The organism is Flavobacterium lindanitolerans, from assembly GCF_002846575.1.
GTDB classification, from domain to species: Bacteria; Bacteroidota; Bacteroidia; order Flavobacteriales; family Flavobacteriaceae; genus Flavobacterium; species Flavobacterium lindanitolerans.
Map to the genome: position 1 here is coordinate 513352 of NZ_PJND01000007.1, position 15224 is coordinate 528575.

Below are 15224 nucleotides of genomic sequence, written 5' to 3' on the forward strand. Positions count from 1 at the left end.
TTTTATATCCCAACGCAACCTTTGGCCCATATACACATCTAAACAATAAAGCATAAACAGAATACAGAGAATGAAAAAATTAATTCCAATTTTATTTTTAGCAATTATAGCCATTACCACATTCAGTTCATGTGAACTAAATGATGATAATAAGATTAATTACCATTTTGAACTGATTCCTACAGAAAGTGCGGTATTTCCCGAAAGTTTTGTAGTGGGAAGAACGTACACCATAAAAGTGTACTATAAAAGACCGACAAGTTGTCATTTCTTTGACGGATTTTATTACGAAAAGAATTTAAATGTCAGGACAATAGCAATACAGACAAGTGTTATCCATGATAATAGTTGTACAACCCTGAATGAAGAGCCGGTAGAAGCTACGTTTGATTTTATGCCCACAAACGAAGGGTCTTATATTTTTAAGTTTTTTAAGGGAAAAGACCAATATGGACAAAATCTTTTCATAGAGTATGAAGTACCGGTAGTTTTACAATAATTTTAATTTTTAATTTATAAAGAAAAACTTTGAGTTTAGAACAACTCATATACGGTTGCCGCGATTATGATACCAAAGCTCAAGAACAATTATATAAGCTATTATCACCCAAATTGTTCAGTGTTTGCTTGAAGTATTCGCGGAATTATGTAGAAGCCGAAGATAATCTTCAGGACGGATTCCTTATTATTTTCAACAAGATAAACCAATTCAATTTCAAAGGGTCTTTTGAAGGTTGGGCAAAAAGAGTAATGGTTAACAATATCCTCCAAAAATACAGAGGGAACTCCGTTTTTGAAATCGTCAATGACACTATTCCTGACGAAGCAGAAGTCGAGATTGATGATGAAAATGTTTCTCTTGAATTTTTGATGAAAATTATACAGGAACTGCCTGACAGATACCGATTGGTTTTTAACCTTTATGTTATGGACGGCTATTCACACAAAGAAATTGCCGAAATGCTTGATATCACAACCGGAACAACAAAATCTAATCTTGCACGCGCAAAGATGATTTTAAAAGAAAAAATAGAAGCTCAGGCCGGAAACGGAAATTATACAGCAGCAAAATGAGTGAGAAAAAAAATATAGAACGGCTTTTCCAAGAGAAGTTCAAAGACTTTGAAGCAATACCTTCACCCGAAGTCTGGGACAATATCGAAGCAAAGCTCAAAGAGAAGAAAAAAAGAAGGGTTATTCCATTATGGTTTAAGCTTTCGGGAGTTGCGGCTATATTGCTTATCGGATTCATGATAGGCGACGGAATCATAAACAGCCCAATAAAAACAGATACTGATAACGGAGTCGTTGACCAAAATGCTACGGACGTTGACCGTTCAAAAGATTTGACACCAATGCAAAGTCCAATCAAACGCAAGGAGGTCGTTACTGAAAATGAAAATGCCGTTACTGAAACTAAGAATACTGATTTAGAAAAAAACAACCCAACACAACAACATAAAAATTCTGAAAATCCAGAGCAGGACCAACTGAACAAGTCAATTATTTCAGGAAAGAATAAGGCCAAAAACACGGCTATCGCCAGTCAGGATAATAATGACCGGGAACGCGTAAAAAATACAGTCGACAAAAATCTTCCTGTTATTACAAATCAAAAAACGAAAACAGAATCCGGACTTGCCAGCCAAGGGCCTGCTCAACAACATAACCGTCAGGAAAATACCACCCAAAACAAATTCAACGGTAAAAACCAGGAAGATGTTTTTAACAAAGCTGGCATTGCAGATTACGGAAATAAAGAAAAAAATCAGGCAAAATCAATTGTAAACCAGAATTCAAATAAAATTTCAATTCCGGAAAATCGAAACGAAGGAGAAAAACAATTGGCCGTTTCCGATAAAAAATCAAATGACCTTTTGCAAAAAAACGACAAGGTTTCAGAACGCAACAAACAGTCTGACAAAGAGAAAAATAATAATTCCCGAATCGCTTTTGACACCAAAGCATTCGAGAAACAAAAAAAAGATTCGGCAGCTGTTGCTACTGCCGAGCCTAATCCGCTGGAAGAATTGCTAAAAGAAAAAGAAAAAAAACAACAAGCGGTCACAGAAACTAAGGTAAATAGGTGGCAGATTACGTCAAACGTAGCCCCTATTTATTTTAGTTCTGCTTCCAAAGGTTCGCCAATTAACCAGCAGTTTGCAGACAACAGCAAAAGCTATGAGAAAAATCTGAGCTATGGTGTTGGTGTTAATTATGCAATAAACAAAAAATGGTCTATCCGCGGAGGTGTGAACAAACTGACTTTAGGTTATAACACAAACAATATTGTTTATTATGCCGGTTTATCGGATGCCAATGCCAATGGCGAAGTGTTTTCGCCAAGCAACATTCAGGAAAGCAGAAATGTCACGGTAATTGTTGAAGATAATACAGCTGCCAATACGGTATCGTTTGATAATGTTCCGGGCAAAAAGGCTGGCTCGTTAAATCAGACTATGGGTTATGTGGAAGTTCCGGTTGAGCTTTCGTATAAGATTCTGGATGATAAATTTGGTATCTCTTTAATTGGTGGTATGAGCACGTTATTCTTAAATGAAAACAGCCTATCCGTAGTATCTCCGGGTATGTCTACCTCAATTGGAAAAGCATCAAATTTAAATGACGTTTCTTTTACTTCCAATATCGGAATCGGATTCAAATACAAGTTTTGGAAATCATTCGAAGCGAATGTTGAGCCAAAATTAAAGTATCAGATTAATACATTCAGTGAAAATGCTGGTGGATTTAAGCCTTATTTCATAGGCTTATATTCCGGAATCAGCTTTAACTTTTAGATAGTTGGTTTTATAGTTTAGTTAGGTTCGTCATTAAATACGTTAATGACAAAAAAAAGCGTCGTGGTTAGGCGCTTTTTTTGTTACTGAATTTCAAGAGTTGTTTGTAAATGATTTCCCTTACTAATTCTTTTATCTGCTTGATTTCCTTCTTATCTGCATTGTGGCCTTTTGTTTCCACAAAACGATGAATTTTGGCTCGCATGAGGCCTGGGCTCCCACTCAAAAAAGTATAGGAGAATCGTTTTTTATTATCTGCAAAAGTCATAGGAACAATTGGTATCTGGTGTTCCAGCGCCAAACGAAAAGCCCCGTCTTTGAATTCATCCAAAAGAACCGACTCATCATCCGGAACGCCTCCTTCCGGGAAAATACAAATACTAAGTCCTTGTGCTAATCGTTTTTGGGCACGGTTGAAAACCTCCATCCTGCTTTTGGAACTGCTTCTGTCAACCAAAATACAGGTTCTTTTGTAAAAGAAACCAAATAACGGAATCTTGACCAGTTCTTTCTTTCCGACAAAAACAAACGGATTGCGTACCAGGGCAAGCATTAACATAATATCCGTCATGGAAGTATGATTGGCCACCAGCATATAACTTTTTCCTTCTTCGAGTTCCTGTTCACGTTCAACCTTATAATGGAAACCCATTCCGAAAAGGATTATTTTAGCCCAAATTCTGGCCATAACAAAAAAGTAGGGATACCATTTCTCTTTTGAGATAGATATAAGCAAAAAAGGCAACATAATAATGATAGGAAGACCCATCAGAATATAGAACCATATCCTCCAAAGAATCCAAAAAACTATTTTAAAAATACGCATGCAGGTGGTGTATCAGAATTATTTATGAGGGCAAAACCTGGTTTTCAAATTTTGTCTCCCAAATGTAAGAATTCAAACCTTACATTTTGCCAAAACATTTACCTTTGCAAAAATTAAGTTATTATGTCAAAAATACTCACAGGTATTCAAAGTACCGGAACGCCGCATTTAGGAAATTTACTTGGTGCGCTTCTTCCGGCCATCGAATTATCAAACAAGCCGGAAAACGAAACTTTTCTTTTCATTGCCGATTTGCACTCAATTACGCAGATTAAAAATGGAGAAACATTACGTCATAACACGTACAGTACTGCTGCAACGTGGCTTGCCTGTGGAGTTGATGTTAACAGAGTTACTTTTTATCGCCAGTCTGATGTTCCTCAAACAACAGAACTTTCATGGTATCTGAGCTGTTTTTTCCCCTACCAGCGACTAACGTTGGCCCATTCTTTCAAAGATAAGGCTGACCGATTGGATGACGTTAATGCCGGATTGTTTACCTATCCGATGCTTATGGCAGCAGACATTCTTTTGTATGATGCTGAATTCGTTCCTGTTGGAAAAGACCAATTGCAGCATATTGAAATCACACGTGATGTTGCTTCCCGTTTTAACCGTCAGATGGGAGAAACTTTCGTAATTCCGGATTCGTATCTTCAGGAAGAGACAAAGTATGTTCCGGGAACAAATGGTGGAAAGATGAGCAAATCGGCCAACAATATCATCAATATTTTTTTAGATGATAAATCGTTGCGTAAACAGGTCATGTCTATCGAAACCGACAGCACTCCTTTGGAAGCTCCGAAAGACACCGAAAACTGTAAAATTTTTGCTATTTATAAACTGATTGCCAATGAAGAACAACTGGCAGCCATGACCGAAAAATATAAAAACGTAAATCGTGATTTTGGCTGGGGCCATGCAAAACAAGCCCTGTTTGAGCTTATATTGGAAAGATTCAAAGTAGAAAGAGAAAAATATAACTACTATATGAACAATCTGGAAGAGGTGGACAAGGCCCTGCAACAAGGTGCTGAAAAAGCAAGAGCGGTTGCAGACAAAGTTCTGGAAAGAGTCAGAAAAAAATTAGGATATTAATCAAAGCCCCGACTGTTCGGGGCTTTATTTTTAAATAACTTCAAATAATTTGCCCGGCAACGGCCTTACCACTCCTTTGAGTTCCATATTCAACAACAGGGAAGATATTTTGTGAACAGGGAAATTGCATTCTAAAGCGATAACGTCCATCAATTCTTTGTCTTTTGCCTGCAAATAATTATAAACCGCTTGCTCATCCTTATCCAATTCTACGAATAAGCGTTTCTGCACACTGGTTTTCTGTGTTTCCAAATCCCAGTTAAGCATATAAATCAAATCTGCCGCTGAAGTCAGCAGTTGTGCTTTTTGAGATTTAATCAGGTTGTTGCATCCCTGACTGTATTTGTCCGATGCTTTTCCCGGAAATGCAAAAACATCCCTGTTGTAGTCATTAGCCATGTTAGCTGTAATGAGGGAACCTCCTTTTTCTGCCGATTCAATAACTATAGTTGCTTCGGAAATACCGGCCACAATACGATTTCTACGAATAAAATTTTCCCTGTCAGGATTGGAAGAACTCCAAAAGTCGGTCATAAAACCACCATTTTCCTGCATCCTGGAAACATATTTTTTATGAACCTTCGGATAAATCTGGTTTAGTCCATGGGCGATAATACCAATCGTTTGCAGATTGTGTTCCATTGCTGCCTGATGTGCAATAATGTCAATTCCATAGGCAAAACCACTAACAATAACCGGATTTAGCGGTGCAAGGTCAGAAATCAGCTTTCTGCAACATTCTGCTCCATACGGAGTTGCCTGTCTTGTCCCGACAATGCTTATAATTTTTCGGTTATTGAAATCGAAGTTTCCGGAAGCAAATAATAATATGGGGGCATCGAAACAATGTTTGAGCTTTTCCGGATAATTTTTACTTTGATAAAAAAACACATTGATAGCATTTGACGTGATAAACGCAAGCTCTTTCTCAGCCTTTTTAAAAACCGTCTGGTCTTTGAGATTTCTAATCAAAACACTTCCTATTCCTTCTATACTTTGGAGTTTTGAAGGTTTGGATTGAAAGATTTCTTTGGCATTTCCAAAATGCGCGAGAAGTTTTTTGGCAAGGATATCGCCTACCGATTCTACTTTTTGTAAGGCTAATAAATAAAATAATTCTTCCTGGTTCATGGCAAATAATTGAATCTCAAATATAAAGACATTTTACTTAGATTGTTAATAAAATTTGTTGATAAAATTTTGACCTGACCAATGAATAAGTAACTTTGTTTCTATGAAGATTGAATTTTACATATCCCAACTTTTATATAGATACCAATGTGTTGCGGTTCCCGGTTTTGGAGCATTCCTTACGGAGATACAACCTGCAAGACTCAATGAAAGTACTATGGCGTTTTATCCGCCCAGAAAAGTGGTTTCTTTTAATTTTCATTTAAAGAATAATGATGGCTTATTGGCAAACCATATTTCGCAGGCCGAAAAAATCTCCTACGAAGATGCCGTAGCCCAAATCGAAACTACTGTTTCAGGATGGAAGCTGGCTTTGCAATTGCACAAATTGCTTGAGTTGAAAAACATTGGCCAATTGTCTTTAAATTCGGAAAACAATATTGTTTTTGAACCGTCAGATAGCCTGAATTACCTTACGAGTTCTTTTGGATTGAGCACTTTTGTTGCTCCAAAAATACAAAGGGAAGTTTATAAGGAAGAAGTTGGGGCGCTTGAAGAAAAAGCACCAATAATTTTTACTCCGGAACGAAGAAATAGCAGACCTTATCTTAAATATGCCGCTATTTTTGTACTTGGACTTGGAGCAGCAGGTTTCTTTGGAAATGACTATTATCAGAAACAAATCGATTCTGAAAACCTGATTGTACAAAAAACGGTTCAGAAAAAAGTACAGGATAAAATACAGGAAGCTACTTTTTTTATTGAAAGTCCGCTACCTGCCGTAAAGCTGAATATCAAAGAGGAAAAGTTAGCTTATCATATTGTTGCGGGTGCTTTTAGAAATGAAGAAAATGCACAAAAAATATTCGAAAAGCTTAGTGCAAAAGGATATAAGGCAAGAAAAATAGCAAAGAACAAACATGGATTGCATCCTGTTCTTTACGGAAGTTTCTCTAATTATGCCGAAGCCCAAAAAGCAATGTCAAAAATCCAGAAAACAGAAAATCCGGAAGCCTGGCTTCTGATTCAGGAATTATAAGTCCAATCCCGATTCGTTCGGGATTTTTTATTTTTCCCCTAAAAAATTTATTACTGACTATCGGATTTAATTGCTATCTGTTACCTTTGCAAAAAAAAAAACGATGCAAGCGAAAACTCCTTCTGAATCTGTAGCAATTCTAACTGATTTGGTTTTGCCGGGCGAAACCAATCCTTTAAACAATCTTTTTGGCGGTGAATTACTGGCACGAATGGACAGAGCGGCAAGCATCGCGGCAAGGAGACATTCGAGACGTATTACTGTTACAGCTTCTGTGAATCACGTGGCGTTTAACCGTGCTATTCCTTTGGGCAGCGTTGTGACTATTGAGGCCAAGGTTTCGAGGACTTTTAAAACATCAATGGAGATTTATATTGATGTATGGATTGAAGACCGCGAGTCAGGAATCAAAAACAAGGCAAACGAAGCTATATATACTTTTGTTGCTGTCGATGAAACCGGTCGTCCGGTAGAAGTTCCTGCCATACTTCCTGAAACCGAACTGGAAAAACAGCGTTATGATGCCGCATTGAGACGAAAGCAGCTTAGCCTTGTTCTTGCCGGAAAAATGAAACCAAATGAAGCTACTGAACTAAAAGCATTATTTATAGAATAAAAAAAAGAAACCTAAACGGTTCCTTTTTTATTTACTTACATATTTGCTAACCAGGCTTGTGGATTTAACGTTGTTGAGTTTTGCATGATTACAAATTTCAAGGCTGTCTTGCCTGCTGCATTGGTTGTTACTTTTCCTATATTCTGCATAGCCGTTACTTTAGTTCCTTTGGAAACACTCACAGAACTCAGATTCTGGTATACGGTGTAGAAATCTCCATGCTGGACGAACACTACCATGTTGTTTGGAGAAATCAGCTGTACTCTTGTTACTTCACCTGCAAAAACAGAGCGTACGGAAGCACCGGAATCTGTCGTAATTTCAACACCGCTACTGTGAACGATAAGTGATTTTTGCAGCGGGTGCGGCTGGTCCCCATACCTAAGAGATACGAAGCCTTTTGCAACGGGCCATGATAATTTTCCTTTGTTTGCCTTGAAATTATCCGAAATGATTTTTCCTTCCGGAGTCAATACAATTTTTGAAGAGTTTTCGATGGCTTTCGTTTCTGCAACAGTTGCTCTTGGATTCGCTTTTTTATTTGCTGCAGCTGTTTTTCTGTTGGCTTCGGCAATTGCCTCCCTAATTAACTTGTCAATCTTACGGTCAATTTCACGTGTTTCCTGTTGTTTTTTCTTGATTTCGGCAGTATATTTTTTAACGTCTTTTTTAATAGACTTCATTATTTTTTCCTGCTCTTCCTTATCTTTTTCCAGATTCTGCTTTTCTTTTTCATTTTCGACAATCAGCTTCTGTTTTTCTTTTTTCTGTATGCTTAACTTTTCGTTATAGGCTGCCAGCTCATCTGATTTTACCTTAATTTCTTCTCCCTGATTTTTTCTATAATTAGAATATTGCTTCATGTATTGGGCTCTTTTATAAGCCTGAAGGAAGTTTTTCGAAGAAAGCAAAAACATGGCCCTGCTCTGCTCGGAACGGCTCTTATAGGACTTGACAATCATTTTGGCATAATCCTTTTTAAGCTCATCAAGGTCTTTTTTCAGTCCGTTGATTTTTAACTGGTTTGTATAAATGTCATCACTCAATAACTTGGCTTGCTTTTCGGTTGTAGCAATAAGTTTTTCCTGCAGCTTGATTTTTGCAGTCTGCTGGCTAATTTGTGTAACGACCGATTTTTCTTTTTTCTTTTCTGATTGCAAAGCATTTTCTGCTTCCCTGATTTCTTTCTGAAGCTGTGCTTTGCGTTCTTCCAATTTTCTCTGCATATCCGTTTGGCCCCAAACTATTGAAGTGGCCAGCAGCAGAAAAAGAGTAAATATGTTTTTTGACATAATTGGATATGTTTGTGCAAATCTAATCAATATATATTCTTTCATAGCCATCAGGAACACTGTACGGGAAAGTAAGGTTTTCGTTGAATGAAACTGAATTATAATCGATATTAATATTGACTTTCTTACCGTTTTGGACTGCATCAATTATAATTTGTGATGGCAATACCATTTCCGGATATTCTTTATGACGTGGATAGAGAATCTGCAATCTCCTGTCTTCTTTTGATTGGGTAACTTCCTGTTTTTTTATCAGGTAATTTGCCGCTTCAAAATAAAAAGCCTTTTCTGTATTCTTATTTGAGGCATCTTGCAGTTTGTACAAGCTTTCGTCAATTGTGGTCGTGTATTTCCCTTTTGTCAGGTCATCCATGGCTTCACCAATAAGCATGTTCTGCACTTTTTGAAAATCCAATTCGGTCCCGAGCCACTTGCTCAGTGTAGAATAATCGCCCTCAAAAAACTTGTTTCCTATCTTTTCATAATATTTTACTTCCTGAGGCGTAATGAGTGCCTTGGCCATGGTAAATCCTAAAAAACGGACACTGATTAAAATCTGTTCGTCTTTCTTGATTCGGATTTCGGCAGAAACACCCTGTGACATGTGGTCGTCTTTATACTTTGCACTGGCCTTGATATAGGCTGTCGAAAAATTCCTCTTGAGCTTATAATGGTTTTCAATTACTTTTGAAGAGGCGACCATTTCATTGGCTGTTCCTTCTGCAATTACTGCTTTCCTGGCATTGCATGAAAGTAGCAAAAGGGCTCCAAAAGTTATGAAGATATATCTTTTCATTATTTTTTCTGTTTTAGTAACTGGTCTGCTTTCTGGAAATAAAATTCCTTCTTCTTCGCATCTCCAAGTCCGTTAAAAGCCTCACCTAATTGGATATTAAAGTTAATTTCCAAATCTCTGTTGTCAACGAGATAGTCCATACCCATTTCCAAAAAGTCTTTGGCTTTTTTATAATTTTTTATCTGGTTGTTCGCCAGTCCCGAGTAATAATAAAAATCCGGTTGCATAGGGAAAAAATCAATCAGGTCTGATGCTTTTTTTGCCAACACATCAAACTGCTTGTTTTCTGTATAGGCCTGCAATAGGAAGATATTAGACTCTACTTCCTGTGGATTATTTTTGGAATAGATTTCCAGATAGTGGATGGCGCGTTCCCAGTTTTTTCTTGCATAAAAAACCTTGCCTACTTCTTTAGTCAGCAGAGCCTGGTCTTCACTACTAAAATAGCCAACGGCCTTATCCAAATCAGTATTAAACTGCGGATTGTTTTTGACAAAAACCAAAAACTCTTTCAGGATTTTACGTTTTACTTCCGTGTCAATCTTCTTGCTTTCCAACACCTTATTCATGGCTGTAACTGCCTTATCTCCATCGTTATTATTAAGATGAAATTTGAAAAGTCCTACCTGGGCAAATTCTGAATCGGGGATTTCTTTTTCTAATTTTTTGGCGATTTCATATGCCTTTTCTTCCTGATTGCTTTCCGAATAAAGATAAATCAGGGCAATGTATTTTGACTCGTCTTTTGGATTTTTTTTAATGGCTTCCAAAAGCTGGTCTTTTTCTCCAATGCGGTATTTCGAATCTTTCAGGATTTGCTGCTTATAGGCATTCCTCTGAGGGGTTTCACCAACCGTATCATCCAAATCTTTTATAAGCGCCAAAGCCTTGTCATATTGGTCTGTATACATATAAAGCGAAGTCAGGTCTTCTTTATATTTTATATCAAGCCCAATTAATTTATTGACAACAACTATAGCCTGTGTATAATCTTTTGTCTGGTAGCACACATCATACATTCCAACATAGAACCATTTATTTTTAGGGTCTATGAGGGAAGCCTGTGAAAACGACTCGTATGCTTTTTTATAATCTTTCAGGCTCAGGTAATTTTTACCCAATTCATAATAGACGACCGCATTTTGAGGCTGTAGCTTAAGGCATTTTTCCAAAGCGGCTATAGCTTTGTCATAATTTTCAATGCCTTTCTGCTTTAGTGATTCATAAAAACTATCCTGAAAACCATCTTCTGCCAACGCTATATCGTCCGGCTCAGCCTGGGCAAAAGTTTTAGCCGGAACGCATAACATTCCGAAGAAAAGAAGTGGTAAGAGATAACTTTTAATTTTCATATTGGTTTTTTATCAAATTTTATTCCAAAACCGAATAATCGCCTATGCTTATGCTTGTGAAATTTCCGTCAAAGCTGGCGTGGTTTCCAATCATTGCATTATCCAAACTTGCATTTTTTATATGAGAATGCGTTTGAATTAAACTGTTTTTTATGGTACTGTTGATGACGTGACATCCTTTGCCTAAAGATACATTTGGACCAACTGTTGCATTAATCAGGATTACGTCTTTACCAATATAGCATGGTGGAATGATTGTCGAATTTTCTGTCTTAACATCATAGTCTACCAAATGTTCGCCATCATTATGCAGGAAGCCTAACATTCTTGTATTGGTCTCCACAGTAACATTTTTGTTACCGCAATCCATCCATTCGTCAACTTTTCCCGGAACAAACTTCAATCCTTTTTCTTTCATGTTCTCCAAACCATCCGTCAGTTGGTATTCTCCTCCTTTTACAACATTATTATCCAATAAATATTGCAATTCATTTCTTAAAGTTTCTCCGGATTTGAAATAATAGATACCTATAATTGCCAGGTCAGAGACAAACTCTTTTGGTTTTTCTACAAAATCAACAATTTGATTCTGCCCGTTTAACTGCACAACACCAAAAGCACTCGGATCGTCAACTTGTTTTACCCAAATAACACTATCTGCCTCTGTGTCCAGGGTAAAATCAGCACGAAAAAGCGTATCGGCATATGCCACCACTATAGGACCGGTCATTGATTCTTTTGCACTCATAATGGCATGAGCTGTTCCTAATGGCTGTTCCTGATAATAAATTGTGCCTTTGGCCCCCAATTTTTCTGCTATTTCGACCAACTCAACTTCTACCTGCTTTCCAAAATCTCTGTGGATGATAAAGGCTATTTCTTCTATATCCTGATTGATTACACCGGCAATATCTTCAACAAGCCTATGCACTATTGGCTTTCCGGCTATCGGGATTAGTGGTTTTGGAACTGTTAATGTATGTGGTCTTAAGCGAGAGCCTCGTCCGGCCATAGGAACTATTATCTTCATATAGTTTTCGTATTTTATTTTAAAGTTGGAAATCCAACCGTGTTTGTTTTATTTATTTTACTCCTGTGCTTCCAAATCCGCCTTCCCCTCTTGATGTTTCAGACAGTTCATCTGCTTCCAGCCAGACTGCTCTTTCATGTTTGGCTATAATGAGTTGGGCAATTCTTTCGCCGTTTTCGATTACAAAAGCTTCATTTGATAAATTTACTAAAATCACTCCAATCTCACCACGATAATCGGCATCGACTGTTCCCGGAGAATTGAGTACGGTTATTCCTTTTTTTGCAGCTAATCCGCTACGTGGACGTACCTGTGCTTCATAGCCTACCGGCAATTCTATAAAAAGCCCGGTTTTTACAATAGCTCTTTCTAACGGGCCCAGCGTAACGGGTTCAGAAAGATTAGCTCTCAGGTCCATTCCGGCTGAAGCCAGAGTTTCATAGTTTGGTAACGGATGCTGTGATTTGTTTATGATTTTAATTGTCATCAGATAAAAAGGTAAAATTATTATGTCTTAGGCTTTTCTTTTAATAATGCGAAGAATAGTTTCTTTTTCGTTGTAATATATGAAATACATGAATGCAATCAACATTGGGATTCCCACCCAATAATTTTCACGATATCCGTAAAAATAAATGAATGAGAAAAGAATAGAGATTAACAGATAACCGCCTATTGCTTTTTTATCATACGGAATCGGATAGTATTTATTACCCCATACATACGATATAAACATCATACTACCATAAGCTGCAATGGTTGCAATTGCCGAACCGTAGTAGCTAAGTGGCGGAATGAGCAGGTAATTCAACACCAGGGTTATGACCGCACCAATAATGGAAATATAGGCTCCTATATGCGTTTGGTTGGTAAGTTTGTACCATACAGAAAGATTAGTATAGATGCCAAGAAAGAAATTAGCCAAAATAATCAGCGGCACGACTCCCATAGCATCCCAAAATGATGAATCACGAATCATGACTAACTTTAGTACATCAGCAAAAACAATTACTGCCAATGTCATTAAAGACCCAAATATTACAAAGTATTTTGTAATTGTTGCATACGTCTGTTTTGCATTTTCATTGGAGGCATGGCTAAAAAAGAACGGTTCAATGCCTAAAGTATATGCCGTACGAAACAGTACCATAAAGAGCCCTAACTTATAACAAGCGGAATAAATACCTACTTCTGCTTCGGCAATATCTGGCCGAAGCAGGTATTTTAATAATATCTTATCGAATTGGTCATTAATAGCAAAGGCTATACCTGCAATCATGATTGGAAATCCGTAACGCAGCATTTTTTTCCATAGTTGGAAATCAAAATGCCAGCGAACATGCATATAGTTGGGCAAAAACACCAACAAGGTCAGTAAGCTTGCGACAATATTGGACACAAAAATATAGCCAACCTGAAAATCCTCAAAATACAAGGAGCTTACAAAGCTTTCAGGGTTTTGTTGGGCAATTTTGGGAAGATAAATCAGGAAGAACAGGTTCAATCCTAAATTTACAGCCACATTCCCAATCTTTACCGCGGCATAAAACATTGGCTTCTGTCTGGCCCGCAGCTTCGAAAAAGGAATAATTACCAGGGCATCGAGCACTAATATCCAAATGACATAGGTTACATACTGCACCTCAATATCAATAAATTCTGCTACTGAAGTTCTGAAAAGAAGGGCAAGAACCAGAAAAAGAATGCTGGTCCAAAAAATAGAAACGGTTGATGTTTCTACCACTGTTTTTTTATCGGCTTCGGTATTATAAAACCTGAAAAAGGCTGTTTCCATTCCGTAGGCCAGAATGACATTAAAAAAAATAAGGTATGCGAAGATAATATTGACCTGACCATATTCTGCTTTTGGTAACAGTTCCGTATAAAGCGGCACCAAAAAAAAGCTAAACATTCTTGGTACAACTGTAGCAAGTCCGTAAATCGCTGTCTGCTTGAAAAGATTTTTGTATAAGCTCAAAATAGGTTTGGTCAAATTTATTTAACAAAAATAGCTAATTCTTTGATTTCAGTATCAATTTTATGTAGCAGTTTCACATAAAATATCAAACAAAAAGGTCGGCAACAATAAGTTGCCGACCTTTTAGAAAATGAGATATTGTGATTATTCTTTAACCAATTTAAAATTGTGTTTTCCTTCTGGAGCAAATAATTTCACACAGCCGTTATTTCTTCCACAGCTTCAACAACAGTAATGTTACAATTGAATTTGGAAAATTTTGAGCATACGTTCCTGAGCCAAAAGGACGAGTAAAAAAAGTAATTTTTTTATGATATAATTTTTTGATCAACCAAGAATATAAAGAAAAAGCCAGCAAATGCTGGCTTTTTATCTAAAAATTCATCTTTTTATGCATTCAAAGCTTCGGCTCCACCAACAATTTCTAAGATTTCGTTGGTAATAGCAGCCTGACGTGCTTTGTTGTATGTCAACTTCAATTGGTTTCTCAATTCCGTCGCATTATCAGTCGCTTTGTGCATTGCTGTCATACGGGCTCCGTGCTCTGAAGCAAAAGAATCTCTGACTGCTTTATACAATTGTGTCTTCAATGAACGTGGAATCAATTCTTCAACGATTTGTTCTTTTGATGGTTCAAAAAGGTAATCTACCTGATTTTTACTTTCTGCCTTTACCGGAACGATTGGTAAAAACTGCTCCGTAATGATAACCTGAGTTGCAGCATTTTTGAATTGGTTATAAACCAGTTCAATCTTATCATAACTTCCCTCAGCATATAGCTTCATCAATTCTTCCGCAATTTCAGCAACATTATGGAAAGTCAAATTGTCGAAAACGCCATTATTATTCATAATTACGTTATTTGTCTTTCTGACAATGTCGTTACCTTTTTTACCGATAGTAACAAAATCAACCTGCTTTCCTGCATAGTTTTGCAAAAGGTTTTTAGTTTCTTTTACAACGTTAGAATTGAATGCACCACACAAACCTCTGTTTGATGTAATCACAACAATAAGAACTTTATTTACAGGTCTTTGGTCAGAATATTTTCCACCGCTTTCCCCATCAAGTGAAGCGCTAACATTTTGTAGCAATTCAGTTAATTTTTCAGCATAAGGACGCATTGCCGTAATGGCGTCTTGCGCTTTCTTAAGCTTTGCAGCAGAAACCATTTTCATCGCCGATGTAATCTGCATCGTTGATGAAACGGAAGTAATTCTATTACGGATTTCCTTTAAGTTTGCCATTTTTTATTAGTCTAAAAGTCC

15 protein-coding genes are annotated in these 15224 nt (G+C 37.2%); 6 read left to right on the forward strand and 9 right to left on the reverse strand.

Annotated elements, in window-relative coordinates; genetic code table 11:
- Positions 1–70: 70 nt before the first annotated feature.
- From B0G92_RS02235 to B0G92_RS02245, 3 genes are read left to right on the forward strand one after another with little or no spacing between them, the layout of a single operon-like run.
- Positions 71–499 (forward strand): hypothetical protein, encoded by a 429-nt coding sequence (locus tag B0G92_RS02235; protein ID WP_101470950.1) that lies wholly within the window; start codon positions 71–73, stop codon positions 497–499.
- Positions 500–528: 29 nt separating this feature from the next.
- Positions 529–1074 carry an RNA polymerase sigma factor gene (locus B0G92_RS02240; protein WP_101470951.1) on the forward strand — a complete coding sequence of 182 codons (546 nt, stop codon included), beginning with the start codon at positions 529–531 and terminating at the stop codon, positions 1072–1074.
- Positions 1071–2798: an outer membrane beta-barrel protein gene (locus B0G92_RS02245; RefSeq protein ID WP_101470952.1), complete on the forward strand. Its 1728-nt coding sequence runs from the start codon at positions 1071–1073 to the stop codon at positions 2796–2798. Before B0G92_RS02240 ends, B0G92_RS02245 begins: the two co-directional genes overlap by 4 nt.
- 67 nt (positions 2799–2865) lie before the next feature.
- On the opposite strand, the gene B0G92_RS02250 is transcribed toward B0G92_RS02245, so the two are convergent.
- Positions 2866–3624 (reverse strand): lysophospholipid acyltransferase family protein, encoded by a 759-nt coding sequence (locus B0G92_RS02250; RefSeq protein ID WP_056067232.1) that lies wholly within the window; start codon positions 3622–3624, stop codon positions 2866–2868.
- A gap of 123 nt (positions 3625–3747) precedes the next feature.
- Here B0G92_RS02250 and trpS point away from each other — a divergent pair, with 123 nt between their 5' ends.
- Positions 3748–4722 (forward strand): tryptophan--tRNA ligase, encoded by a 975-nt coding sequence (gene trpS, locus B0G92_RS02255; RefSeq protein WP_101470953.1) that lies wholly within the window; start codon positions 3748–3750, stop codon positions 4720–4722.
- A 30-nt stretch (positions 4723–4752) separates the two neighbouring features.
- Here trpS and dprA read toward each other — a convergent pair whose 3' ends face one another.
- On the reverse strand, positions 4753–5853 hold the full coding sequence (dprA, locus tag B0G92_RS02260; protein WP_101470954.1) for a DNA-processing protein DprA: 1101 nt from the start codon (positions 5851–5853) through the stop codon (positions 4753–4755).
- A 103-nt stretch (positions 5854–5956) separates the two neighbouring features.
- Here dprA and B0G92_RS02265 point away from each other — a divergent pair, with 103 nt between their 5' ends.
- Complete coding sequence (locus tag B0G92_RS02265; protein ID WP_101470955.1) at positions 5957–6892, forward strand: HU domain-containing protein; 936 nt, start codon at positions 5957–5959, stop codon at positions 6890–6892.
- A 103-nt stretch (positions 6893–6995) separates the two neighbouring features.
- Positions 6996–7508 (forward strand): acyl-CoA thioesterase, encoded by a 513-nt coding sequence (locus tag B0G92_RS02270; RefSeq protein ID WP_056067221.1) that lies wholly within the window; start codon positions 6996–6998, stop codon positions 7506–7508.
- A 35-nt stretch (positions 7509–7543) separates the two neighbouring features.
- Here B0G92_RS02270 and B0G92_RS02275 read toward each other — a convergent pair whose 3' ends face one another.
- The 7 genes from B0G92_RS02275 to atpG form a co-directional block, all read right to left on the reverse strand.
- Positions 7544–8800 carry a murein hydrolase activator EnvC family protein gene (locus tag B0G92_RS02275; RefSeq protein WP_101471997.1) on the reverse strand — a complete coding sequence of 419 codons (1257 nt, stop codon included), beginning with the start codon at positions 8798–8800 and terminating at the stop codon, positions 7544–7546.
- A gap of 22 nt (positions 8801–8822) precedes the next feature.
- A complete protein-coding gene (gene lolB1 / locus B0G92_RS02280) occupies positions 8823–9596 on the reverse strand; it encodes a lipoprotein insertase outer membrane protein LolB1 (RefSeq protein ID WP_101470956.1) in 774 nt (257 codons plus the stop codon).
- A complete protein-coding gene (locus B0G92_RS02285; protein WP_101470957.1) occupies positions 9596–10948 on the reverse strand; it encodes a tetratricopeptide repeat protein in 1353 nt (450 codons plus the stop codon). The genes lolB1 and B0G92_RS02285 overlap by 1 nt, the downstream gene beginning before the upstream one ends.
- A 19-nt stretch (positions 10949–10967) precedes the next feature.
- Complete coding sequence (locus B0G92_RS02290) at positions 10968–11978, reverse strand: sugar phosphate nucleotidyltransferase (RefSeq protein WP_101470958.1); 1011 nt, start codon at positions 11976–11978, stop codon at positions 10968–10970.
- 52 nt (positions 11979–12030) lie between these two features.
- Positions 12031–12465, reverse strand: a complete 435-nt coding sequence (gene dut / locus B0G92_RS02295; protein ID WP_056067214.1) for a dUTP diphosphatase — start codon at positions 12463–12465, stop codon at positions 12031–12033.
- Between the two features lie 27 nt (positions 12466–12492).
- On the reverse strand, positions 12493–13956 hold the full coding sequence (locus B0G92_RS02300) for a lipopolysaccharide biosynthesis protein (protein ID WP_101471998.1): 1464 nt from the start codon (positions 13954–13956) through the stop codon (positions 12493–12495).
- 389 nt (positions 13957–14345) lie between these two features.
- Positions 14346–15203 carry an ATP synthase F1 subunit gamma gene (gene atpG, locus B0G92_RS02305; protein ID WP_056067210.1) on the reverse strand — a complete coding sequence of 286 codons (858 nt, stop codon included), beginning with the start codon at positions 15201–15203 and terminating at the stop codon, positions 14346–14348.
- Positions 15204–15224: the final 21 nt, after the last annotated feature.